The sequence below is a fragment of the Mucilaginibacter sp. P25 genome, from assembly GCF_050859465.1.
Lineage (GTDB): Bacteria > Bacteroidota > Bacteroidia > Sphingobacteriales > Sphingobacteriaceae > Mucilaginibacter > Mucilaginibacter gossypii.
In genome coordinates, this window is the sequence record NZ_CP193937.1 from 6,166,242 (window position 1) to 6,190,865 (window position 24,624).

Here is a 24,624-nt window from a genome sequence, read left to right on the forward strand (position 1 = left end):
ACTATGAAAGCAAAACTATCAATGTATTATACCATCATGATCCGAAAACTTTTACCTTGCCTGTTTATTTTAGGATGCAGCCAGGCCGCATTGGCACAAAACGAGCATAAAATGTCAGATACGTACCAGCTTCCTAAAGATTCCCTGGTACGGCAAAAACTTGCCCGCTGGCAAGACCAAAAGTTTGGTTTATTTATGCACTGGGGGACATACAGCCAATGGGGTGTGGCCGAAAGCTGGACTATTTGCCCTGATGACTGGGTTACGCGTACCGGCCCCTATAGCGATGATTATTTCACTTATAAAAAAGCATACGAAAACCTCCAAACCACTTTCAACCCCGTCAATTTCAACCCCGAAAAATGGGTTAAAGCGGCCAAGGCTGCGGGGATGAATTATGTGGTATTTACTACTAAACATCACGATGGCTTTAGCATGTTTGATACTAAACAAACAGATTATAAAATTACCGACCCTAAAACTCCGTTTTCGAAAAATCCGCGAAGCAACGTAACCAAAGAAATATTCAATGCCTTCCGTAAAGACAATTTTATGATAGGGGCATATTTTTCCAAACCCGACTGGCATAATGAAAATTATTGGTGGCCTTACTTTCCTCCTAAAGATCATAATGTTAACTACGATCCGCAACGATATCCTGAGCGCTGGCAAAAATTTAAAGATTTTACCTACAACCAAATTGAAGAATTAATGACCGGTTATGGTAAAATAGATATTTTATGGCTCGATGGCGGCTGGGTAAGGCCATCTGTTACAAAGGACAACGACCCGCAACACTATAACCAGGATATTGACATGGCCCGGATAGCAAAAATGAGCCGCAGCTATCAGCCGGGTTTGATTATGGTAGACAGGACAGTGACCGGCGAATTTGAAAACTATACCACGCCCGAACAGGAAGTACCGGACAAGCCCTTATCCTACCCATGGGAAACCTGTATGACTATTGGCAAATACTGGAGTTATGTTCCTGATGACGAATTTAAGCCCAGCCGTCAATTGGTACAAACGCTGATAAAAATAGTTTCAAGGGGAGGTAACCTCTTGCTTAATATAGCCCCCGACCGGATGGCGACTGGAATCTGATTACCTATCAAAGGTTACAGGACATTGCGAATTGGATGAAGATTAACGGAAAAGGAATTTACGCTTCCGAACCTGTTATACCTTATTCTGTTGGGAACATATATTTTACAAGGTCAAAAACAAAAAACACATTATATGCCTTCTGGCTATCAGAAAAAGATAATGTAACCCTTCCGGCCGAGGTAAGTTTCCCTGTAAACAATATTAAACGGATTAAAAAAGTAAGCCTGTTGGGCAACTCTGAAAAGTTAAAATGGGCCTATCAAAATGGGCAGTTAAGTATTCAAATTCCCAAATCTTTACAAAAGAGCAGCAAATTAAAGTATAGTGACACTTTTGAATTGGAATATTAAAGAGTATACAAACAACAAGCCTATCAACCTCTGCCTTATAAATTCAAAAAAACGAGGCGGTATGATGAGCCCCGCTTTTTTTGAATTTTTCAGATACTAAGCGATATATAGTGTTGGGTTGGATTTACTCTATTAACAAAGAGGGGTTAACAGGGTTAACACAATTCCGGGCCAACATTCACATATGTAGTTAACAATCAAATTATTGCGTGTAATTTCTAAAAAATATATAAACCCCTTTTTGTATAAATATTACCCGCTAATGCTTTATGCAAATCGAGATTGGGACTTTTATAACCTTATCCTATACATTGGTACGCCCTCTATGAGACACCATACTGGAATCAAATACCGCATGATAGAAAACCGGTGTTAACGACGCTTCACTGATGCGATCATCAATTATTTTAAAAAGTATTTCGGCCGCTTTTATGCCCTGCTTTTGGGGGAATTGTTCAATGGATGCCATTGGGGCACTATCCATAAAACTCCAAATAGGAGAATTTGCAAAACTGACAAAGCTAATATCGTGATTGGGAGCCAAATTATAGTTCTTCAACAACTTAATTGCATCGCGTGCCACGTAATCGTTAAAAGTGATAATAGCTGTAGGTTTATCAGCTAAAGATAATAGCCGCCGCATAGCATAAGTATTTTGCGCCGACGACAGATCCGAAGAGACTATCAGGTCAGTATTTACTGCTATCTGATATTTATCAAGCCCCTGCTTATAAGCATCCAGGCGCTCTTTACTTGCGGCCAGTTGCGATGGACCATTAATTAACCCAATACTACGATGCCCTTTTTCTATTAAACAATCAATGGCTTGTAACATTCCCGATTGGAGATTACAAGCCGAGTAATGAATATCTTCCATGCCGGGAATACGGTCAAAAAACACAACAGGAATGTTATATTTTTTCAATTGCTCAAACACTTCATAATTCGTGGTATTTTTGCTTATCGAAATGATAATGCCGTCTAACCGATGGGTTTTCATTGTTTCCAGGATACGTTTTTCCTTATCGGGGTTTTCTAACGATTGCCCAATAAAAACGTTATAATTTCTTTTGCTGGCGTAATCTTCTATCCCACTAAGGGCCGAAGAAAAAAACGCGTCAGAAAAATCCGGAACAATTACACCAATAGTTAATGTTTTTCGTTGTTTAAAAAATACAGCTGTTTGATTTCGCTCATAATTTAGTTCGCTTGCTACCTTATTAACCCGCATGGTAGTTACAAGGCCAATGCTGGGATGACCATGAAGAGCACGCGACACTGTTGAAGGGCTTACTTTTAAGCGTTTAGCTATCTCTTTAATTGTGGGAATCTTTTCCATTTTGTAATCAAGATTAAAAACAATGGGTATTGATTATTGATATGCCCCTTTACTTATCTGCTTATTTACGATACGCGTATTACCATCAAAATCAACCGTACCGTTAACGCCATCAGATATCACCTGCCCGCTATTTTTTGCTACTGACGATGATTGCAGGTGAAAATCAAGGCCGGATGTATTGACAAATAAAGGATCGGTGCCATATGTTGAACTGGCGTCTCCACCGCAGGCTGCCTTCCATAAGTTATAGTCGGTATAGGCCACGCCGTTCCAGGTCCACTGCGCGGGGCCTGTGGTGTAATACAGGTTATAATCTATGATATTACCCGATCCCCGGTTGGTATATTTATGAATAAACATATCTGATGCCCCGCCATAAATGATGTTATTTTTTATTACGTTATTGGTGCAATCTTCCCTGATACTTATCTCCCCTTCTATTTCGCCAAAGGCACCTAATGCCTGGTTGTTATTATACAAGGTATTGTTTACTATAGCCGAGTTGCTTGTACCACCGCCTGTGTAATTTAAATACCCACCCATATAGATCCCGGAGCACCAACAGTTAAATACCAGGTTATTCCTTATGGTAACATGATCGGTGGGGAAGCCATTGGTTTCGCTCACAACACCAATCCCCCTGTCTGTAACGGACACTTTGTTTTTTTCCACTACCACATTCCTGCCGCCGTCTACATAAATACCTATGGCGCCATGTCCACCAAGCGGTCCTCTTTTGCTTTCAATGTTATAGAGGGTGTTGCCGCTGATAACACCATTACGGGCATAGTTAAGCGTTGGATCGCTATTTGCGGCATAGCCTCCTGCTGCATCTATCCCAATATTTTGAGCATTATAAATGGTATTATTGGTGATGGTAAAACCGTCAACATAGCCATTGATGGTTAAATTTTCGCCGTACCCGGTTTTACAATCATGGATTGTGTTCCCGGTAACGGTAATATTAGTTACGGGATCGGTAGTATTCCCGATGATCAGTATAGCATTTCCACCTCCATTGAGCGGTAGCTGAGTATAATCAATACCGTATACCGTATTGTTTTTTATAATAATGTAGTCGGATCCACCTTCAACCATAATGGCTTTGGGATCGCCGGTTGCGGTTTTAAGATTGCGTATTTCAAAGCCATCTACAACTATATACTTTGCCTTATCAATGGTTACCAGGGCTTCCCTCCCATTAACACTAAAAGCACTACCGTCAATTATAGGTGTTTCCCCACGGTAAGCTTTCAACGTGATATACTTATCCATTACGCCAGATTTGGGAAATACAACCTTTTCGCTATATACTCCACCCCTTACCATTACGGTATCGCCGGGAATGGTATGGGAAAGCGCGTTATTGATAGTTTGAAAAGGCGCGTCAATTGTTCCTTTATTTGACTCTAACCCGTTGGCAGCTACATAATAAACATGAGTGCTCCCGGTAATTGTGACATTACCGCCGGGATCGTTCTTTTTACTGCAACCAAATGCCTGTATAGCAAAACCAAGCATTAAAAAAACATAGACATTACATTTCATAAGCATACTTTTTTAATTAAACATGTTACTGCTGTGCGCCTTTACTTATCTTATTATTTACAATGCGTGTATTTCCGTCAATATCTGTAGTGCCATTTATATCGGCAGAAATTACATTTCCGGTATTTTTTGCAGGAGAGGCCGATTGTATATGGAGATCAGGCGATGATGTACTCAACAAAAGAGGGTCCTGCCCGTTTGTTGAACCGGCATCATTGCCACTGAATGCTTTCCAGGCGCTAAAATCGGTATATGGAGCACCGTTAGTACTGTTCCAAATCCATTGCGGAGTGCCAGTAGTATAGTATAAATTATTGTCGATAATGTTATTGCTGCCTGTTGTGGTATACTTATGAATAAATACATCAACGGGCCTTGCATAAACTATGTTATTTTTGATCACGTTATCGTCGCAGTGCTCCGTAAGCCTGATCTCCCCTTCAATTTCGCCAAAAGCGCCCAGTACACGGTTATTCTGATATAAGGTATTGTTTACTATGTAACAGTTTTTAGTTCCGCCGGATGTGTAGTTCAGATAGTCGCCCATGTATATACCTGTGCGATAGCAGTTATATACAAAATTATTTCGCACGATGGTGGTTTTGGTTGCATACACGTTGCTTTCACTTACCAGTCCTATCCCCCGGTCGCTGTTGTATACTGTGTTTCTTTCGATAATGGTATTAGCACCGCCGCAAACATAAATGGAGATAGCACCGTACCTGTCGGGGCCCCAGGTTTCCGGCGTCCTGGTCATGGTATTATCGTGAAAAATGTTATCACCTATCACGCCATTGCGGGCATAGTTGGTTGCTACGTCCCCTTTGGGGTTTAAACCATCACCACCGGCAACAATTATCCCGATGTTTTCTGTATCATATACTTTATTATGGCTAAAAACAAAGCCGTCAATATTACCGGCCAGCGTTACATTTTCACTTGTACCGGTCTGCGTATCATGTACAGTACAATGCGTAATAACCAGGTTAGTAATGGCAGTAGTTCCGTTACCAATTGCCAGTATAGCGTGTCCGCTTCGCCAGTCGTTCAGGGATGCGTTGTTCTTTATGTTATAAATGTTGCAGTTTTTGATAGTGATATCGTGCGAATTGCCATTGATGGCGATCCCTTCAGGATCGGTATTAAAAGTTGAGCTCGTGAAATTACAGATATCAAAGCCATCCAATGTTATATATCTTACATTGCTCAGTGTAACCAGCGGCACCCAGCCCGAAACTATTATTTTACTTCCGTCTATCACCGGCTTTTCGCCGGGGTAAGCCTTCAATGTGATCAACTTATCCATTGCCCCCGATTTAGGAAACACAACCTTATCATAATAGCTTCCACCTCTGACCATAACGGTATCACCGGGCAAGGCATGATCTAAGGCGGCATTGATGGACTGGAAAGGGGCATTGATTTTGCCCGAATTAGCATCAGAGCCGTTAACTGATACATAGTAGATATGTGTATTACCGGTTGAGACTATTACGTCATTACCTACCGTTTTTTTGCTGCAAGCCATTGCCTGAATGGCAAAAACATGTATTAAAAAGATATTTATATAATGTTTCATTAAATTTATTCTAAGAAAAATTGGCGTAGCCATTGTTTGACATGCATTAAGTTTATTCGCACTTAAAACCGCGCAGTACCTGCCCGTAGCAGAAACGTGTTTCTGCTACGGAGTACCCCTTAAATAAACCCAAACAATTATTAACTACTACTCATATTTATCCCGGACAACAAGGATATGTCTGGGTTGAAAAATAAACTGTGATAGTATTTTTAAAAAGGATCGTAATTATTCCGAAACTATTTTTCTTATCCGATTGTTGTTTTTATCCAAAACATACACGGTTCCATTCTTATCAACAGCAACACCGGTTGGCGCGCTGAAAAGCGCAGATCCTCCTATTGCGTCAGCATAACCTGCCGTACCGCTGCCGGCAAAGGTGCTCACATCAAAAGTATTAGCTTGTATAAAGCGGATACTTTGGTCGGGGTTGTAGCTTCCGCCGTCCCAGGTTCCATTGCCTGCCACATAAATATTGCTGCTATTGTCAACCGCGATGCCCCATGGATAAGCGAATTTTGCAGTTGCAGCCGCTCCGTTTAAATAACCCGAAACCCCAAGCTGCCCTGCAATGATACTGCCCTTCCAGTCGCCGGCATTAAATTTTCTGATAACCTGGTCACCATTAACCGATACGTATAAGTTGCCGGCTTTGTCAAATTTGATTCCAGCGGGATAGTTAAGACCGGATATCACCTGTTTGGTAGTCCATTGAGCTGATACCTGGTAGATGTTTCCGGGGCTGGAGCAGCTGGAGTAATAAATATAACCTGTGGTCCTGTCAACAGCAATGCTCCATGGCGATTGGTTTCCCCAAGCCCAGGTAGTTGCAGTACCATCGGGGCTTATTTTACGAATATCATAATTTCCCGGATCAACGGAATATACATTTCCCTGGGCATCAACGGCAACATCGTAAGGTAGGGAGAAATTTGCCGCGCCCCCTTTACCATCCGCGTAACCCGAAACCTGGGGATTACCGGCGAGTGTAGATACATTACCTGCCGTATCAATTTTCCTGATGCAGTGATTTCCGGGATCGGCAACATAAACATTCAGGTTGTCATCAACAGTCACCCCGCAGCTTCTGTACCAGCTTTGCCCGCTAAAATCAAACATAGCATCTGTTCCTTTACCGTTTGCAAAGCCTGCTTTACCTGATCCTGCCAGGGTGGTGACAGTCCTGGTATATTGGTATGTAAAATTATCGGTGCTTGTTGCGGTTCCTTTTCCAATAGTTACAACTATGGGCCCGGAACCTGCTTTCTTAGGCACCACTACCATCATTTGTTTGGTGTTGGCACCAATGACCTTCAGTTTGAACCCATTCAGGGTAACCGAAATTTGCGAGGTATCTGTTGAAAAGTTGGTACCGGAGATCAATACTTCGGTACCACCGCTACCTTGTGCTGGGATAAATGTACTAATACTGATAGGTGATGCAGGATCATGTGCAGGAACTTTTTCTTTTTTACAGCTTACAAAAGCTATCATTATAAAAAGCGCCCCGGCAAGCAGGTATTGATTGATGCCTTTTGCCAATATATTTATGAATGTTTTCATTTGAATAATTACGGTTTAATTATTTATTTCCAGACCTTTTAAACCCTGTCGGGTCAATAAGAGTCATCATTACCAACCAGGGTTTTGTACCAATGCCCTGTCATGGTCCAATTGGTACTGGGATATTGGGAATAGGTACATTTTATTGTTCCATACCCTTTTTTGAAAAAGCGTTTTGTTGTAAAGCCCGGTAAATGCAAATCCCAGGCCTTGATCGTCAGTGTTGACATTAAGGCCATAAATAGTCTGATTTTCATCGGCACCCAGTAACAGCCTTCTTACAAGGGTAAAGTATCGGTCGCTTTCAAAACAAAGCTCTACCTGGCGTTCCCTTAAAATATATTTCCGCATTAAATCCTTGTTTCCAACAGCTCCCGGATAAACTGTCTCTATGCCAGGCAAGCCTGCCCTTGTCCTGATCTGATCAAGATAAAGCACGACATTGGGGTTCGAAGGATCATATTCATTCAGGGCTTCTACATAATCCAATAATATCTCGGCATACCTGATCAATATAAACGGCCTGTAGTTGGTGGCATCCATCCTTATGTTATCGGCAGGACTTACATTTTTTAATACATCATATCCGGTAATATTATTACTTGCGCCGCTGGCTTTTGCACCGGCTTTACCGTTATAATAAAATTCAACCCGGCCTGTGCCGTCAATATTCGCTGCAGATGAATAATAGTTTTTATCATCAACAGTTGGCGCAGGCAATACCGGTCGGCCATTATACTGGATATAGGCATAAAACCGCGGTTCGCGATTAGCATACATGTTCCATTGCCCTTTGCTGTGCTCCCAATATTTTGCGCCATTACTTTGAGCAAAACTTGTAGCTGTATATCCCGAAAGCGGATCATCAATGGTGCGGCCATTATTCATATAAAACGCATCCACAACATTCTGGGTGGCATTGTACATGCTATATCCTCCCGGCCCCGGCGACACACATTTGGTATATCCCCAATAATTCCAGGAGTTTCTTGAAAATATGATCTCACTGTTCCAGTTTGTTAAGAAAAGGTCCCTGACAGACAGATAAGGATCAAACTGGGTTCCGCCATTATCCAGATTTGTAAATAACTTGTACGAACCAAGATCAATTACAACCTTGGCTGCATCGGCAGCTATTTTCCATTTGCCGGCGTCAAATACTGTGGGTGCCAGCGGGGTGCCATCCTGGTTTTTAAAAGAAGCAAATGATGGATTACCATTCCATAAGGGGCTTGCCGACAGTAAGGCCAGCTGAGCTTTTACAGCAAGGCAGGCACCTTTTGTTGGCCGACCGTAATTGCTGGTTGAAGGCCATTGCGCCGGTAAACCCGAAGCGGCCTGATCCATCAGTTGGTTAACATAATCCTTGCATTCGTCAAAAGACGCTCTCGGGTACTTATTGAAGTCATCATTTAAGCTTAACGTTTCCGTTACTTTCACCACCGGACCATATTGCTTTATTAACTGCCAGTAAAACCACCCGCGCAAAAACCTTGCTTCGGCTTTATATTGATTTTTTAGGCTGACACTTAGTTGGGTAGCAGGAACCTTATCAATATTGGCTTCAAAAATGAAAGACGACCGGATTCCGGTATAGTAGTTATCCCAGTAATCAAAATAGGCGTTTACCGGGCTCCAGTTACCCACAACCATTTGCCTTACATTGGTACCGGGGATGGATACCGACGACTCGTCACTTGCCCCCATCGCGCTGTAATCTCCCCCATCGGTTTGTTTGATATAACCATATATATTATATAAATACGATTCGGCATTAGCCCTGGTGCTCCAGATCAGATCTGATGTTAACAGGTTATCCGGTTTTTTATTAAGGTAATTACAGGACGATAAACAGGCACCCAGGAAACATATCCCAACTACCATTATTAGTATGTTTTTTTCATTTGGCACACTTTAAATTCTTTTGAAACTGATTTAAATTCACGATTTCTATAACGCAACCCTTAATCCTAAGGCAAGTATTCGTACCGGTGGATAGCCTGCGCCGTTAGAGCCAAGCTCCGGGTCCCAAAGTTTGAATTTGGAGAATGTTAACAGGTTTTGCCCAGTTAAATAAAGGTAAACTGAGTTAATACCAGCCTTTGTAAAGGACAGCGGCTTAAGTGTGTACCCCAATGTTGCCTGTTTTAAACGAACAAAACTTGCGTCTTTTGACCACCATGTACTTGGCTGGTAATTATTACTGTTTTGATTAGCAATGCCCAAACGCGGATAGTAAACATTCTGATTCGGGTTATCAACTGTCCACCTGTTCTCAAGAATTGCAAGCATACCCGATGGATAAGTGCCCATGCCTGTAAATGGCACAATACCCGCGCCCTCTGCGCCTGCACCGGTTATAGAAGAACCGTTTGCCATGATAATTACATTACCGGTTCCCTGGAAGAAAAGAGAAAGATCGAACTTTTTATAGCCAACCGTAAAGCCTGCGCCATACAATATGGTAGGAATGTCGGATTTGCCTGTATAAACCTTGTCATAGCTGTTGATCACTCCATCGCCATTTACATCTTTGTACTTGATATCGCCGGGCCTTAACACAGCGCCAAACTGGGTAGGGCTTTTATCAACATCTTCCTGTGAGGTAAATAGCCCTTCTGCAACGTACATCAGGTTATCGCCATATTTGCGACCGGTGGCTTGTTGATAAGCATACAACTGTTTCGGTTCGTCCTGCTGTACAATTTTATTATTGTTATAAGTAAAATTGCCATACAGGCGCAAGCCCACCTTGCCGATATTGTCATTATACTCAATGTTACCCTCAATACCGTGGTTATTCATTTCGCCCAAATTGGCAAATACAACCCCGCTTACACCCAGTATCCCTGATAATGAGCTTCGCTGAACTAAAATATTTGTCCGTCTCTCTTTATAGGCATCAATAGTGATATTCAGTTTATTGAACAGCCCTATTTCCAGGCCAATATTATCTTTCCTGGCTTTTTCCCATGTCAGGTTCTCAACACCTATAACAGTTTCTTTAGTGCCTCCATATACAGTTCCGTTAAGGCCCAAGCCCACGGAGCCGCCACTGCCATATTGGTTGATATATGGGAACCTGGTGATTTGGTAGTGAGAGCCAATTTGGTCGTTACCTACAAGGCCATGAGAACCTCTTATTTTAAGCAGATTAAACGTTTTTGAAAAATCCTTAAAAAAAGGCTCCCTTGAAATTACCCAACCCGCAGAAACAGCCGGGAAAAAGCCAAATTTTTTGCCAGGCTCAAAGTTTTCTGAACCGGTATAGCCTGCATCAAATTCAAGCAAATACCTATCGGCATATGTATAGGTTGTTCTGCCGGCCAAACTCTGATTGTTATAAGGAATAGAGTTTATAACACTACCCGCTGTGCTCTGGACCCTTGACCTCATATTGTACAAAAGAAGCGCGCCAATATGGTGTTTGCCGAAAGACTGATCATAATTAATATTGCTTTCCAGGTACATGGTTTTTTCGGCAGATGAATACTGGGTATAACCCAAAAACTGGCTTCCATACCTCGACTGGCCAAATACAAGGTTACCCTGCGAGTCTCTTGATGAGGCTAAAAAAAGATCATTTGTCCCTGTTCTGCCATTGTCATTTTCGCTGTACGAATCAAACGAAAACCGAGCCATGGCGCTTAGTCCGTTGGTTATAGCATCCAGTTTCTGGTTAATGGAAAAAACAGACTGGATAGTAGGGCGAAACTCGCTGTTATAACCGGAATTTTGAATATCATTTACCGGGTTAGATCCGCCGTTATTATACGGACCGGCCCATTTGCCATCGGGGTATCTTATCGGGAACGCGTTGGGTGGGGTTAAGTATGATTCATACCAGATGGTTCCTGCCGAGATGCCGGGATAGCGGCTGCTTACCAGCATCGCATCCAGGTTCATGGTCAATAAGGTAGTTTTCGTGATATCAATGTCAAGGTTTGACCTAAAATCGTAACGCTTAAAGTTAAGGTTGGGGTTGTAGCCGTTTTGTTTGGTTACTTTATAACTTCCTTCCTGATCATAAAAAGAAGCAGAAACATAATACCTTACCGTTGAGGCACCGCCGGTTACATTTAAGTTGGTATTATAGCCGGGTGCCCAATTCTTATATACAGATTTTATCCAGTTTACATTGGGATAAAGGTATGGGTCTAACCCGCTTGCCGTTTTCTGGATAGTTTCTTCAGAATATGCAGCAGGGTTACCATCATTTGTAGTTGCTTCGTTATGCAACCTCATCCATGAAACGGCATCCAGCATTTTAGGGGTCCTGGTAAGGCCCGACATGGATGTTTCTGTCTTAAAGGAAATTTTAGGTTTACCTGCAACACCTTTTTTAGTGGTAATGATCAAAACCCCGTTGGCACCTTTGGCCCCATATACGGCGGTTGACGATGCATCTTTTAACAGGGAAATGCTTTGAATATCTTCTGGATCGATGTTGTTGTAAGCTCCACCATAAGTACTGTTCACGTCATCCCGCTGCACGCCGTCTATAATAATAAGCGGGTTTGAGTTACCTGTAAAAGTGCCAATGCCCCTGATGGTAAATGACGCGTTATCATAACCCGGCTCCCCGCTTCTTTGCATTGATATAACCCCGGCTACCTTACCTGCCAATGCATTAGATAAGGAGCGGTTTGGAGTTGTTATATCGGCAACATTCACCGTTGTAACAGCCCCGGTTATGGTCAGCTTCTTTTGTTTACCATAGCCTACTACCACTACCTCATTTATACCCTTGGTATCGTCAAGTAACTGAACGGTCAGGAAAGATGTTGCTCCGGTAACCGTAACTTCTTTGGCAATGAAACCGGCAAATGAAATAACAAGGGTGCTGTTATCATTAGCTTCAATGGTAAACCGCCCCTCGCTATCAGTTATTACCCCCTTATCAGTCCCTTTGATACGTACACTCGCGCCGGGTAAAGTGACACCTTTTGAATCAGTAACAACACCTGAAACTTTGATAGTAGGTACTGCCTGAACGGAGGGCTTAACAGGCGCAGGCTTAGGTTTTATAATTATTGTTTTCTCTTCTATGCTATAGATAAACGGCTGATCCGAAAGTGCCAGTTTCAATACTTCTTCCAATTCTGTATTCCGTACATTGATACTAACCGGATTAGCGTCTTTAATCAGCTTTGAGTTATAAAAAAATCGTACCCGCTTTGCTCTCTTATTTCTTTAAGCACTTTTTCTAACGGAGCATTTTTTTCTGACAATGTAATTTTTTGTGCATAGCTTTTAGCACTCACCTGAAGTATTGTTGCTAATAACAATATGATCGATAATTTCATGATCAACAGTGCTTTATTTTTTATACGGGGGATTGTGTATAAACTTATTTCATAACATTTCATACATTTGAACTTGTTTTGGGTTTAATCTGTAATTGGACTACGAATTTAATTTCATGGCAAAGCCCTAACTTTCCGGCCGGAAGTGTTCCACCACTTCCGGCTTTCCTTTTAGGCTACCTTATGCTGGGTAATGATCACGGCATAATGATAACCCTCCTTCCTTCGATCCTGGTTTTTACGTTCCCTGTCTGTTCAATTATCTTCAATGCCTGCGCCAGGTCCTTTGAACGCGACACCATCCCTCCAAATCTTAAATTATCCACATTGCCCTGGTATTCTACCTCAACATTATACCAGCGGGCAAACTTGCTCATAATGCTTTTCAAATCTTCGTCGGTAAAAAGGAAATAACCATTTTTCCAAGCCACAACCTCTTCGGTGTTAACCGGTTGTACCGAAATTGTGTTATTTGCGTAATTGATATCAGATTGCTGACCTGGTTTCAGTAATTTGGATTGATTGGCCTTGAGCGCAGATACCTTAACCGAGCCTTCTAATAAAGTAGTTTTAACCGAAGTTTCGTCCGTATAAGAGCTGATATTGAAGTGTGTACCCAAAACCTCCACCATCTGCTGGTTACTGATAACCTGAAATGGTTTATGTGCATTTTTAGCAACTTCGAAGTAAGCTTCTCCTGCTAATTCAACCTTGCGTACTGCACTATCAAAATTTGTAGGATATTTGAGTGAAGATCCGGCATTTAACCAAACCTTAGTGCCATCGGCTAAATTAACCTGGTATTGCCCTCCCTTTGGGGTTTCAATAACATTGTATTCGGGCAAACCCGGAGCAGTGGCATGAGATGCAGAGTTTTCAACTGTGTAAACCAACTGACCATTTGCCGCCTTAGATACTTTTGTACCCGATTGTTTGGCCAGTTCGCCGGACGCGGCATCATCCAGGGTAATTTTTGAACCATCGGCTAAAGTTAGTAATGCTTTATTTCCTCCCGGGGCAATACTGTGCTTGTTTACGGGATAGATACTATTTTTTGCGATGAAATATGAGCTGTTATGCTTCATGTAAAAAACCAATGAAGCCGACGCGATCAGCAATGTTGTGATAGAGGCTGCCACAAACCACCTCCTCAGAAAAATCATTTTTTTAGGTGCAGATTCACGTTTTTTTATCTCCGATAGTATCTTGCTGTACAACTCGTTCTTTGTTACATTCTCATCGCCCATTTCAAGCTCATCCCATTGCAGCTTGTTTTTTGGAGTGTATCATAATAGCTTAGCAACCGGGCCTCCTCTTCGGGGGTAGCCTCGTTTGATAAGTATTTGTTTATTAAGTTTATCAGTGTTTCTTTTTTCATTTGGGTAGTTATTGTATGTAAGTAACCCTAAACAGGCCATACCCCCAAAGAATAATAAAATATTTCTACAGCATTAAGGAATCATGAAATTTTGGAGAGTAAAACCCGTAATAATATCTAAGGAAGGGATAAATACAACCAGATACAGGTAAAAAAGCTTAAAACCAACGCCCGCATAACATAATGGCGGCTATGCAAACAAAATCGCCCAATGTTTTACGTAAACGGTTCAGGGCTACAGTCAGTTGGTTTTCGACTGTTTTTGGCGCGATACCCAGCCGTTCGGCAATTTCTTTGGTTGATAAGTGTTCTTTGCGGCTCATAATAAAAATCTGGCGGCATTTTTCAGGTAACTCAGCAACACCTTGTTCCAGCAAACGGTTAATTTCTTTTTCAGACAGGAGCTCCTCGCCGCCGTTATTGCTAAAAAGCTCCTCCAGCCTGTTAAAAAGATCCGCTCTTACTTTACCCGAACGGATAACATTAAACACCTGGTAACGAACAGATGTATATAAATAGGCATTTAACGAAGTGAGTTTGAGATTGGCCCGTTTCATCCACAGGTTTACCAATACTTCCTGGGTTACATCTTCAGCTACCTGGCGATCTCTGATGATGTTATATGCTGAAAGATAAAGCTTTGACCAATATTTATTATAAATACGTTCAAACGCCCCAAGGTCATTTTCCCTGATCAATGCTATAAGATCCTCATCCGTCATCAGCTGAATTTCCAGGCTATTCATTCTGCATTATAAAATTTATAATTGGCATCATCCAAAGAATGTACTTATTATCGATTATTGATTTTAACTTTTTAAAATTAAAAAAGCTATTTCTTAAGGGCTTGGTGTAAGCCATTTATATTAAGCTTTTCAAAATAATCAGAAGGTATAAATAAAGTCAAAAAAAAACTGAAAATGAAAGCGGGCAAACAATAAATATAAATTATTAAAACGTTTTTTTTGTGATTTATAAGCTATTCAGTCGATCCTGCGCGACCTGAAGTGTTTCGGCAGCAGTCTTATTTTTCAACTCTCCAATGTCAAAACCTTCCAATATATTTTTTAGCTGAAGTAATTTATCCTGCTGGTTATTTTTTATAAACCGTTCCTTTAAAATATTAATTTTTTCAAAATCCTGGATGCCCTCGATCAATCGTTCCAGGCGAACAGAGGACCGTGGACCGGGATAAACCAGGTAAGCATCGCCCGATGACCATGCCCCAAATCGTGTATCACGTAAAGGATCTTTGGTCCAGCAATTGTAAGCCCATCTCAAATACCCGTCATATCCTTTATATGCGGCATGCCATGCCAGCCAAACACACTCGGCCGGGGCCGAAAAACTGAAGGTATTGGGATACCCTTCTGTGCAGCAGGTATAATAGGTGGTATTTAAACCCGATTCCCTGCGCAAACGAATTGTTGCTTGATCCATTAACTGGTTTGACGCCACACTATAATCAAACAAATCTTTTTCAATTTCCGGATGATAATTGCCCGCTAACGAAATCTTAAAATTTTTATCAGCGCTTTTTATTAACGCTATAGCTTTTTGCATATCGGCCATGGATCTTTCGTCCATAGCTATAGTGGTTTTATTAAACCATCCTTTTTCTTTAAGATGGCGGGCAAAATCCATCAGCATTGGGCGCCAATGTGCCTCGTACTCTGCCGAGCCGGGTTTAGCCACGATCATCGTGTCTTTTCTCAGGGCTTCGTCATAGTAGTAAAACTTTAGATTCCAGGGAATCATACTATAGCAGTTGATTAACTTATTAATCCCCAATGACATCATAAAAGACACCCACTTATCAAATACTGAATAATCGTACCCCCATGAGCCATTCTTATTTTTTGTCCATTTTATCATCGATCCGTAAATATCATAGGTTTGGCTATTCCACGGATCATGAATGAGTGTGGTAGTAATTGCTTTCTGCCCGGCATTTGCCAGCATTTTCATGTAAGGGCGCATTACATAAAAATGTTGCTTTGACCATGGCTTTACACCATACACCCGGGCCACCGAATAGGGATTTTGCCACAAGTCAAGGTGAAATTTCCAGTGCTCCGGTGCAGGCAAGGTATGATTAAGCACTTGTATAGCGTAATGTAAAATTAAAGGCGGTGCATTTTTCCCTTCAATTACCTTCACATTCCCCCTGTAAAGGCCTTCAATAGCAGTAGCCGGTACACTCACACTTAACCAAACCGGCCGGGTTGTATTTTTACCTGCCGGAAGCATTTTTACAGGGTCAATAACATCCTCAACAAGGCTGGAATCATGGCCGGGCAATATACCACAGCCACCGCCTTCGTTGTTTAACCCATCGGCCATCACATAACGTACAAAACTCGCGTTTATATTTTGTTCGGGGATTTCATGCCCTTTACCATCTTTAAGTTTACTCCATATAAAGCTTAGTTGTTTCAGATTCCGGGTTGTCCATATCAGGAATTGAGTATGCACTTTTTCTCCTTTCCAGGCTTTGGTTTTCCATTGAGCCTGTAAAGGAGATATGGCAGGAGCATTATGTTTATCATAACGTATATTGGCGGTAGCGAAACTTACATAAACTCCGGGTTTCAGCGAACTCCAGCTTGCCTGTTTTACAGGTTTGGGATCCGGAAGCTCCTGGTAAGTTTCATCAACTTTAACCTGTGCCAAAGCCACTGCACTATATAATAACATTATTAATATAAGTTTTATTCTCATAAAATCGTCGTTTTTCCGGGATCTACATTATCAATAATAAAAACAAAAAACTCTGTGCTATTACCTTGCAAATAACTTCAAACACATATAAATGCCGCATGGCTATGTTAAGCTTCAAGCTTTATTTCCCCAAAAAACTCCGGGTGGTGAAAGTCAGGGTCGTCGCATTCAATATTATGCCACGTTAAAAAGTGTGGCTCAGGTAGTTCATCGCCACATTTATAAAAATTAGCATGACATTGTTGTCCTTTTAATGATGTAAATGAATGATGATAAAACACATCCAACGGTAACATCAGGGTAAGCTCCCAGCTAATATCGCCATGCCCAATATTTGTTTGCTGTGTTAACCGCACCTGAGACTTTATAAGCCGTATTAGCTTTTCAGGTGATAACTCGCGATTTTCCCTGCCCCTTCCGAACCCAAGCGAACAAGTGCCGATACAGTTAAACCCGAAATTGTAATACTCCAGTTCGGTACCAAAGCCAATGAAAAACTCCACACAGCTATCCTGGTGAACAGGTTCATTAGGTTTGTAACAGGAAGCTTTTATCGCTTTTTCTTTTACGTAATATTTCAACATAAAACAATCGTTGCTGTAAGCTATCGCAAAATGAACATCGGGTTTGTAATCATAATCGGGCCATGGTACAATTCCAACAAGGTGCTTCTCCTGCTCGTCTAACAAAACAGACATGTGTTCAATAGGACTGCTTTTGTCCATATCTTCTAAAAATGCTACTGTAAGTTCCATTATTTAATTTCGGTTGTTATCTGTATGTACTTTTTTGCAGTGTTATGAATTATCTGATCAAAAACGTCGTAATTTTTTTCAAGCTTACTAAGCAGCTCGAACTGCGCCCTGGCTCGCTGTAAATTATGTTCGGGAGAGTGGATCTTGTAATAAACATCCCCTTCTATATAATCCGTCAGGAAACGCACACCCTGCATATAGGGTATTAATAAAACTCCCATCGAAAGCGATTTAACTTCTGTATCTGACAAAAAGCTACCGGCGTATTCAAAATACCCCGCTGCATAAGCTTTAAATAAGGGGATGTTTAGCTCTATTTTAGTAACATCCTGCTCATCCTCGGGCGCGGTATTGATGATAGTGCGGATGGCATCGCCAAAATCATATGCCACATAGCCTGGCATAACTGTATCCAGGTCAATTACACATTGTTCATGATCATTCATATCAAGCAATATGTTGTTGAATTTGGTATCGTTATGAATAATGCGCAGCGGCAATTTCCCTTCCTTTCCCAAATTCATGATAGTAGCCATCTGATCTGCTCTTTCAATTATAAACGACAACTCAGTCAAAACATCCTTAATCCTGTTCTTCGGATCGTCCAATACCGCTTTGTTTAAACGATCAAGCCTCATGGTGATGTTATGAAAGCCTGGTATGGTTTCGTAAAGTAATCCGCTATCAAGATCTGACAACAGTAACTGAAATTTCCCAAATGCTTTGCCGCCTTCATAAGCTTGCTGCTCGGTTAATACCATGTCATAACTCTTGGTATCCTTCAAAAAACAATACATTCTCCAGTAATTACCTGTTTCATCACAAAAAAAACACTGTTTGTCTTTAGCTGAAACTATTGTCAGTACTTCTTTATCGGGGTTTGAACCAGGAATGCCGGTCAATTTTTCTTTTAAATGATCTGTTACTAATTGTACATTTTTCATCAAAGCCGGAACGTTTTCAAACACGTGATGATTGATTCGCTGAAGCAAATACCCCGGCAAACCCGGGTTTGCATTTTTTAAATGAAATGTATCGTTTATGTGCCCGGACCCATACGGAATAATAGCTGCGACATTTCCTTCAATGCAAAAATTGGATACTATTTCAGAGATATTATATGACATTTATTTTTCGTTTATACGTTGAGATCAGCAAAATGTTTACGAACACATTAAATTAGCATAAACACCTTGATAAAAATATAATTATATTAGTGTGTTCGCACACATTTTGTTAATTTTTTGTTACTATTTTTTTCATGAGGATAATGCACCGGAAAAACCTTCGGGTTATATAAATGAAACAGATTAATCAGCGAGAACTTATCGGCGGATACCACGCTGAGCTGAGCCCCTCTGGTTGTGCACAAAAAATGTTATTAAAAAGTTTTTTGCGTACAAGGACACTAAGCCGCAAATGGGAAACTTAAAAGCATAGCGCCGTTGTGAGAGATCAAGTAATTTATTGTACCTTTTTTCTTAACCCATAAAAATTGGGCTTTGGCAGAAAAGGATTTGACTGGGGTTTGAACCGGATAACCGAACAATGGCGGATACAGACCTGTGAATGAAGGACAATTAGCTAAGGAGAGATCAGATATCTAAATAAACGGCATCCTCATCATCAACATAATAGTTCGCATTTTCCTTTGTAACGATATCAAGCGGAAGATACTTGATAATGGGTACTTCCTTTTTGAACACCAGGCTGTCGGTTAACTGGTAGATGCCCCAATAGCCCTGCCCTTTCGGGTTTTGATTGATCAGGAAACTGATTGTCCCTTTATTCAGAAAATACAGATTGGGAGGCAATAAATCATATCCTATTATTTTAATATGCTTTATATATCGCTGTTCCAGGTACTTCGCAATTTCATGAGCTTTAGATGTTGTCACGAAAATACTGCCTAAATCAGGGGTGCTGTCAATAATATCCCCCAGTTGTTTCATAAAAACAGCGGCATTTGACCTGTTTAACTCAACCCTCAGAATTTTGTACTGATGATCCAGGTTATTTTGAGCAAAATAATTGCGAAATCCCTGCTCTTTTTTTAAAAGGTGAGCGGCGTTGCTCGTCTCTTCATCAATGTGTGCAATTAAAATAGAGCAGGAATCGGGTTGCCCATAATGAATAAGCTTACCAGCCAAAAACCCGCTCTGATATGAATCCTGGCCTATATAACTTAAAGGCTCACATTCAGCAATTTGTGTATTAAACAACACAAATGGAATTTCGGCAACCTTCCATTTCTCGAAAAAAGGGAGGGTTTCCCGGTAAAATATAGGCGATAAAATTATGCCGTCGGGCTTATCAGTGGTTAATTTATTGGCCTTGCTTATAAATGAATCTACATCATATGGATCAAACACATATTGTTGTACAATAATGCCATATTGCTTCAAGTCTTTTTCTGCCTTTTCAATTCCGGCCTTAGGCGCGTGCCAATAGAAATCAATTTCATGATCGGGTATTAAGGCTGCTATTTGGTATATTTTATTGGATCCCAAAGCCCTTGCCATAAGATTGGGCTCATAATCCATCTCTTCAATAATTTTGAGCACTTTCTCTTCTACCTTTTTTGATACCCGCCCGCGCTTATGCAGTACTCTGTCAACCGTACCCGTCGAAACCTTCGCTTTTTCGGCAATGTCTTTAATGCGAACAATTTTATTCTTCATAATAAACTTTAGCGTAGAAAAGATAGCAAAAGTAATTTAATATAGTCCATCTCATCAATATCGACTATCATTTGATAGAAATTACTTTTAAAACAATTCCGCTATACTGAACTTATTTCAGCGTTGCACATGTCAAGCGCATTTCATACCGGCATCTTTATTATTTTTTAAGATATGGCACCAATGTTACCGCCAGCTTTTGATAACCAACCTCATTGGGGTGCAGGCCATCTCCGAAAAGTGATTCATCAATCTTCCCTTTATGGTTAAGCAATAGTTTGCCCGGATCAATAAAACGGACCTGGGTTTGAGCTGCCAGTTTAGCAATGGCTTTATTGAGCACCTTTATCCGGCTTTCCATCGCCCTCCTGGGCAGCAAACCCGACAAAAGAACCTCCGCTGTGGGCTGACGTTCCTTCACAGCCAGCACAAGCATTTTCAACCCTTCTGATATTTCCTGGTCACTGTAGGCAGACAAGTTATTGGTGCCTATCATAATCATCACTTTGTCAGCCTTAAACCCTTCTATTTCTTCATGGTATACACGCCATAGCACATTCTCTACCTGGTCCCAGCCAAAACCAAAATTTTTCACACCCAAAGGTTCGATATATTTATCCCACGAATCAGCTCCTCTTGCTAAAGGCGCCTTAGGCTCACCACCCCAGTAATTCAGGATCGAATTACCAAGAAATACAATCGTTGGCGAACTGGTTTTGATAAGCGTTAATATTTCATTATGCCTGTTTCGCCAGTCATAATACCCATCCCTGCTTTGTACTGCGGGCCGCGTGGTTGAATAGCGGCCAATTGGTTCATTAATTATAACACGGATTGCTTTCTCATATGCTGCGGCATACTGCTCCATTCCGATATCATTAGGATGTAAGCCATCAACTGTTGAGTTGATACCAAACCCGATTTCTTTGCCAGTCAATAAATAAATACCCTTTGTTCCGGCTGCAATCAACTTTGAATAAGCCAGGTCAAGCACTTTATTAACATGACCATAACCGGCATTTCTACCCGTATCCAATAGTCCGCCCGCGTTCCCCCCGCTGTGTTCAACAAGCAATATCGGCACCAATGGGTGCTTCTGCTTTAAAGTTTGTATCGCTGCAGATAAACGTGCTTCGATTTCCTGGTCAGAAAAACTTATCATATTAGGCATACAATCAAGCACATATACTTTCGCATCCACCTCTGCCATCAGATCAATAACTGATTTCTCAAGCAATCCGGAGCCGGAAAAACCAAGATTAATCAACGGGCGATCCAGCGCGCGCTGCAAAATGGAGGTCCATGCTAAACCTGGCCTTGAAGCACAGGCCCCCTGCGCAATGGATGTTCCGTATACAAGCACCGGCTTTTCTTTGGATAAAGGCATAAAATTAAATGCACTACCAAGTGGAACACCTATTTCAAGCCATGATAACGAATTATACAAAGGCAGGAAAAGCCGGTATTCATAACTTCGCCCCGCAAAATCGGCACTTACCTTAATATTTGAAAACCGGTAGGTAATGGTATCCTTAAACGAGAAACTACCCGGAGCAAGGCACCATTGGCCATTAGGATCCAATACATAAAGGTCCAACCCACTTACACCAGTGGCCGGCATATGTGACATAGCAAACTCGCCATTAACTTTATACCGGATAACCAAATTCTGTGCATCTGTTTTAAACTTAATGTACAAACCGGCACTGCTATGGGAGATGTTCCACACATTGGGATTAAGGCCCTTTTGAGCACGCGCCGGAAGCCTGTCATAACTACCTGCCGTTTCTTTTGACCAGGCCTGCCCTTCTATAACCGGAAAATCAGCCTTAACCGGATTATACCATTTATATGGAGCTAAATTTTGCGAAAAAGATGTTTTATTAAAAAGGCAAAGGATTAGCAATACTACTACGAATACGCGTTTCATTTTTATTTATTTAAAAACAATGTTGCCATACACACCCTCATGCAGGCCAATGCGTTTGCGCGCACACTTACAACATCAATTTATAATTCAAATCAGAAGACAAACAAATGGATTAAACCGTCATTTTACAGGTACAGCGTTTAAAACCATCACTTCAAACGGCTCAAGCTTAACAGCATGAACGGCTCCCTTAAACACATACGACTTCGTTTCTTTACTGTTAACTTTCGCATTATAAAAGATATAATCTGGAGTACTATTTGATGGCAATTCAAATACTTCCCGGGTATTAACCAGGTATGTTTTAGCTGTATTCGAGGGATTTCTTAAGGTAAGAACAGCCTTTTGCGGAGACCAGGCTGCAAAACCGTAAACATCCCCTTTGGATGGATCGCCGCCTACCCAATGCACATCCGGCATAATATCCGCATTTTCGCGCGACCATTTTATGGCAGCGGCAAGGCAATTCCAGTTGGCCTCGTTTAGCTTATGGGGATTGATATACAACTCCTGCAAACTGGTTCCAGATCCAAAAAACGACCATATCTCGTCAGAAATATCTTTATCATCCATGTCAAACTTAGCAGGCGCGCCATTATCCGCAATACAAATCCCGTGATACATCAGGGAGCTCAAAGGATAAAGGGGAGCGCGCATTACAATATTCTTATAGGCCTGACCATCCCGGTAATTGAGCCATTGCTGACGACCATTGCCCTGCCCTTGCGTGTTTGTATCCCAGCCATTCCGCCAAATTACATCACCATATTTAAGCCAAAAAGGCGACGGCCAGGTACCTATGGTGAGGCTAAAATATAAATCCGGTTTTACCTTACGCAAGCCCGTTACTAAATTCAGCAAAGACTCCATATCTGTTTGATATTCAACAGTGGCACCTGTAGACTGATCTCCCGCCCCTACACCATCAAATTTAAACATAGAGATACCATCACTGGTCACGAACTTAGCGGCAGTACTTTTAAACCTGGACGAATAAACCGGCCCGGAAAGAGAAAACCCATGCAAATTAGTTTCAAAAGGAGGATTTTGGCTTCGGCCATACTGTAGCCGCTGTTCCTTTGCCTGCTCGTAACCACCCCAGGGCGACATCCACACTCCCAATGAAGCTCCGTATTTATCAGCCAGCGCTTTAATGTTATCAAAACCTGCAGGGAAATTCTTTTGGCTGATCTGCCACAATGTTTGGTTGTCATCCCAGCCATCGTCAAACAAAAATGCGTTTAAGCTAATATGACGTTTTGCCGTAAGACTGTCACCAAATGCCTGAATACGATCAAGACAACCAGCTTCGGTTAACTTACGATCGGCCCAGGAAAGGTCATACCATGAATTATAATGAAGCATCTGGCGGTATGGCGCCGCTCTTTCCCGCTCCAGGTAATAAAGAAATCCCCTTCGTAACTGGCTTTTAGGGGCAATGCCCCACACAGTAGAAGCTTCGAAATTAAGAGTTGGCTCCTGCCGTTCAATATAGCTGCTGATCCGGCCATTCTGATTATTGCATTTACTTATCGGACTTTCACAGGCAAAAAAGAAATCATCCGATACCATTGGCGATCCGTCCACAACCCCCAACAGCTTAATACCCATTTCTGCCGGAAAATTGATCAGATTCAATTTCCTGATCTTTAAAGAGTCTTTCAAAGCAAAAACGCCGAAAACTTGTCTGATATAATTGGAATTATCTTTCAAAATGGCCTCCCACTTTACACGAATGCCATATTTCACATTCAAAAATTCGGCTAAAATTTTCACACCATCTTCCTTTTCAGAAAATTTAACTGCCTCAGGATCTCCTTTGATCTGAACAATTTTCGGAGTGGTACTTAATTGAAAATCAGCAGAATTTATTACAGTACCATCCTTAAACTCTAATCCAAATAAAGGAGAGCCTTTTAAATTAATTTGTTTCTTATTCTGAACGGCAGATTCGTTTATGGCAATTATCGATTTACCAGCAAGCCACTTTACAGATAAACAATTATTTTTTAAAACCAATGCCCCTTTAGTAGAAAACACGAATGCCTTGCCCGGTTTTACACCCGAAAGAAAAACATCCTGAGCTTTGGTAACGCTTGTTAGGCCGATACAAATTAAAAACAACAGTCTTTTTAGCATAGTTGATAAATTACGAGAAAAAATAGAATAAGTATTTGTGTGTACGCACACACAAATATAAAACATAATTAATACCTCAAAAATTGGACGGAGCCTGTTTGACACTCCAAACAGGCAAAAATGATGAGATCATATGTATTGTGCGAGAATACAGTGCAAAACAATCGGTTGCGCCATTTTTCGACTACAGGTACAACATCACGCTATTTCAAGAGAAGAGTG

At 41.3% G+C, this 24,624-nt stretch carries 18 protein-coding genes; 2 read left to right on the forward strand and 16 right to left on the reverse strand.

All coding sequences use genetic code 11. The features are described from left to right. Window positions 1–3: 3 nt before the first annotated feature. Together ACRQ5D_RS31035 and ACRQ5D_RS31040 are read left to right on the forward strand one after the other, a co-directional pair. Entirely contained in the window at window positions 4–1,107 is a 1,104-nt protein-coding gene (locus ACRQ5D_RS31035; RefSeq protein ID WP_432327681.1) for an alpha-L-fucosidase, read from the forward strand. 35 nt (window positions 1,108–1,142) lie between these two features. Then, on the forward strand, window positions 1,143–1,460 hold the full coding sequence (locus ACRQ5D_RS31040) for an alpha-L-fucosidase C-terminal domain-containing protein (protein ID WP_431200907.1): 318 nt from the start codon (window positions 1,143–1,145) through the stop codon (window positions 1,458–1,460). A 304-nt stretch (window positions 1,461–1,764) separates the two neighbouring features. Here ACRQ5D_RS31040 and ACRQ5D_RS31045 read toward each other — a convergent pair whose 3' ends face one another. The 16 genes from ACRQ5D_RS31045 to ACRQ5D_RS31120 all read right to left on the reverse strand — a co-directional run bounded on the left by ACRQ5D_RS31045 (window position 1,765) and on the right by ACRQ5D_RS31120 (window position 24,402). Further along, window positions 1,765–2,799, reverse strand: coding sequence for a LacI family DNA-binding transcriptional regulator (locus tag ACRQ5D_RS31045; RefSeq protein ID WP_091163351.1), 1,035 nt, complete (start codon window positions 2,797–2,799; stop codon window positions 1,765–1,767). Window positions 2,800–2,832: 33 nt separating this feature from the next. Then, on the reverse strand, window positions 2,833–4,350 hold the full coding sequence (locus ACRQ5D_RS31050) for a right-handed parallel beta-helix repeat-containing protein (protein WP_176844380.1): 1,518 nt from the start codon (window positions 4,348–4,350) through the stop codon (window positions 2,833–2,835). Window positions 4,351–4,375: 25 nt separating this feature from the next. After that, window positions 4,376–5,929, reverse strand: coding sequence for a right-handed parallel beta-helix repeat-containing protein (locus tag ACRQ5D_RS31055; RefSeq protein ID WP_176844379.1), 1,554 nt, complete (start codon window positions 5,927–5,929; stop codon window positions 4,376–4,378). Between the two features lie 228 nt (window positions 5,930–6,157). After that, a complete protein-coding gene (locus ACRQ5D_RS31060; protein WP_218134358.1) occupies window positions 6,158–7,492 on the reverse strand; it encodes an IPT/TIG domain-containing protein in 1,335 nt (444 codons plus the stop codon). 69 nt (window positions 7,493–7,561) lie between these two features. Further along, window positions 7,562–9,376, reverse strand: a complete 1,815-nt coding sequence (locus ACRQ5D_RS31065) for a RagB/SusD family nutrient uptake outer membrane protein (RefSeq protein ID WP_432327682.1) — start codon at window positions 9,374–9,376, stop codon at window positions 7,562–7,564. Window positions 9,377–9,442: 66 nt separating this feature from the next. Next, complete coding sequence (locus ACRQ5D_RS31070) at window positions 9,443–12,640, reverse strand: TonB-dependent receptor (protein WP_432329920.1); 3,198 nt, start codon at window positions 12,638–12,640, stop codon at window positions 9,443–9,445. After that, window positions 12,637–12,798 carry a hypothetical protein gene (locus ACRQ5D_RS31075; RefSeq protein WP_432327683.1) on the reverse strand — a complete coding sequence of 54 codons (162 nt, stop codon included), beginning with the start codon at window positions 12,796–12,798 and terminating at the stop codon, window positions 12,637–12,639. The genes ACRQ5D_RS31070 and ACRQ5D_RS31075 overlap by 4 nt, the downstream gene beginning before the upstream one ends. 197 nt (window positions 12,799–12,995) lie before the next feature. Next, the gene (locus ACRQ5D_RS31080) at window positions 12,996–14,045 is read right to left on the reverse strand and encodes a FecR family protein (RefSeq protein ID WP_432327685.1); all 1,050 of its coding nucleotides are present in this window, start codon (window positions 14,043–14,045) and stop codon (window positions 12,996–12,998) included. After that, a complete protein-coding gene (locus tag ACRQ5D_RS31085) occupies window positions 14,027–14,176 on the reverse strand; it encodes a hypothetical protein (RefSeq protein WP_431198724.1) in 150 nt (49 codons plus the stop codon). Before ACRQ5D_RS31085 ends, ACRQ5D_RS31080 begins: the two co-directional genes overlap by 19 nt. Before the next feature lie 158 nt (window positions 14,177–14,334). After that, the gene (locus ACRQ5D_RS31090; RefSeq protein WP_091163346.1) at window positions 14,335–14,922 is read right to left on the reverse strand and encodes an RNA polymerase sigma-70 factor; all 588 of its coding nucleotides are present in this window, start codon (window positions 14,920–14,922) and stop codon (window positions 14,335–14,337) included. A gap of 226 nt (window positions 14,923–15,148) precedes the next feature. Further along, entirely contained in the window at window positions 15,149–16,873 is a 1,725-nt protein-coding gene (locus ACRQ5D_RS31095) for a DUF4091 domain-containing protein (protein ID WP_218134356.1), read from the reverse strand. 131 nt (window positions 16,874–17,004) lie between these two features. Then, a complete protein-coding gene (locus tag ACRQ5D_RS31100; protein ID WP_091163344.1) occupies window positions 17,005–17,652 on the reverse strand; it encodes a carbohydrate-binding family 9-like protein in 648 nt (215 codons plus the stop codon). Continuing rightward, window positions 17,652–18,779 carry a phosphotransferase enzyme family protein gene (locus ACRQ5D_RS31105; RefSeq protein WP_091163343.1) on the reverse strand — a complete coding sequence of 376 codons (1,128 nt, stop codon included), beginning with the start codon at window positions 18,777–18,779 and terminating at the stop codon, window positions 17,652–17,654. The genes ACRQ5D_RS31100 and ACRQ5D_RS31105 overlap by 1 nt, the downstream gene beginning before the upstream one ends. Before the next feature lie 468 nt (window positions 18,780–19,247). After that, window positions 19,248–20,333: a substrate-binding domain-containing protein gene (locus ACRQ5D_RS31110; RefSeq protein WP_091163342.1), complete on the reverse strand. Its 1,086-nt coding sequence runs from the start codon at window positions 20,331–20,333 to the stop codon at window positions 19,248–19,250. Between the two features lie 160 nt (window positions 20,334–20,493). Then, complete coding sequence (locus tag ACRQ5D_RS31115) at window positions 20,494–22,263, reverse strand: SGNH/GDSL hydrolase family protein (protein ID WP_091163341.1); 1,770 nt, start codon at window positions 22,261–22,263, stop codon at window positions 20,494–20,496. Window positions 22,264–22,383: 120 nt separating this feature from the next. Beyond that, window positions 22,384–24,402, reverse strand: coding sequence for a hypothetical protein (locus tag ACRQ5D_RS31120; protein ID WP_091163340.1), 2,019 nt, complete (start codon window positions 24,400–24,402; stop codon window positions 22,384–22,386). Between the last annotated feature and the right edge of the window lie 222 nt (window positions 24,403–24,624).

What these genes read in the sequence shown, in the direction of transcription:
- ACRQ5D_RS31035 (WP_432327681.1), top strand. Translation starts at nt 4, where the DNA reads ATGAAAGCAAAACTATCAATGTATTATACCATCATGATCCGAAAACTT.
- ACRQ5D_RS31040 (WP_431200907.1), top strand. Translation starts at nt 1,143, where the DNA reads ATGAAGATTAACGGAAAAGGAATTTACGCTTCCGAACCTGTTATACCT.
- ACRQ5D_RS31045 (WP_091163351.1), bottom strand. Translation starts at nt 2,799, where the DNA reads ATGGAAAAGATTCCCACAATTAAAGAGATAGCTAAACGCTTAAAAGTA.
- ACRQ5D_RS31050 (WP_176844380.1), bottom strand. Translation starts at nt 4,350, where the DNA reads ATGAAATGTAATGTCTATGTTTTTTTAATGCTTGGTTTTGCTATACAG.
- ACRQ5D_RS31055 (WP_176844379.1), bottom strand. Translation starts at nt 5,929, where the DNA reads ATGAAACATTATATAAATATCTTTTTAATACATGTTTTTGCCATTCAG.
- ACRQ5D_RS31060 (WP_218134358.1), bottom strand. Translation starts at nt 7,492, where the DNA reads ATGAAAACATTCATAAATATATTGGCAAAAGGCATCAATCAATACCTG.
- ACRQ5D_RS31065 (WP_432327682.1), bottom strand. Translation starts at nt 9,376, where the DNA reads ATGGTAGTTGGGATATGTTTCCTGGGTGCCTGTTTATCGTCCTGTAAT.
- ACRQ5D_RS31075 (WP_432327683.1), bottom strand. Translation starts at nt 12,798, where the DNA reads ATGAAATTATCGATCATATTGTTATTAGCAACAATACTTCAGGTGAGT.
- ACRQ5D_RS31080 (WP_432327685.1), bottom strand. Translation starts at nt 14,045, where the DNA reads ATGGGCGATGAGAATGTAACAAAGAACGAGTTGTACAGCAAGATACTA.
- ACRQ5D_RS31085 (WP_431198724.1), bottom strand. Translation starts at nt 14,176, where the DNA reads ATGAAAAAAGAAACACTGATAAACTTAATAAACAAATACTTATCAAAC.
- ACRQ5D_RS31090 (WP_091163346.1), bottom strand. Translation starts at nt 14,922, where the DNA reads ATGAATAGCCTGGAAATTCAGCTGATGACGGATGAGGATCTTATAGCA.
- ACRQ5D_RS31095 (WP_218134356.1), bottom strand. Translation starts at nt 16,873, where the DNA reads ATGTTATTATATAGTGCAGTGGCTTTGGCACAGGTTAAAGTTGATGAA.
- ACRQ5D_RS31100 (WP_091163344.1), bottom strand. Translation starts at nt 17,652, where the DNA reads ATGGAACTTACAGTAGCATTTTTAGAAGATATGGACAAAAGCAGTCCT.
- ACRQ5D_RS31105 (WP_091163343.1), bottom strand. Translation starts at nt 18,779, where the DNA reads ATGTCATATAATATCTCTGAAATAGTATCCAATTTTTGCATTGAAGGA.
- ACRQ5D_RS31110 (WP_091163342.1), bottom strand. Translation starts at nt 20,333, where the DNA reads ATGAAGAATAAAATTGTTCGCATTAAAGACATTGCCGAAAAAGCGAAG.
- ACRQ5D_RS31115 (WP_091163341.1), bottom strand. Translation starts at nt 22,263, where the DNA reads ATGAAACGCGTATTCGTAGTAGTATTGCTAATCCTTTGCCTTTTTAAT.
- ACRQ5D_RS31120 (WP_091163340.1), bottom strand. Translation starts at nt 24,402, where the DNA reads ATGCTAAAAAGACTGTTGTTTTTAATTTGTATCGGCCTAACAAGCGTT.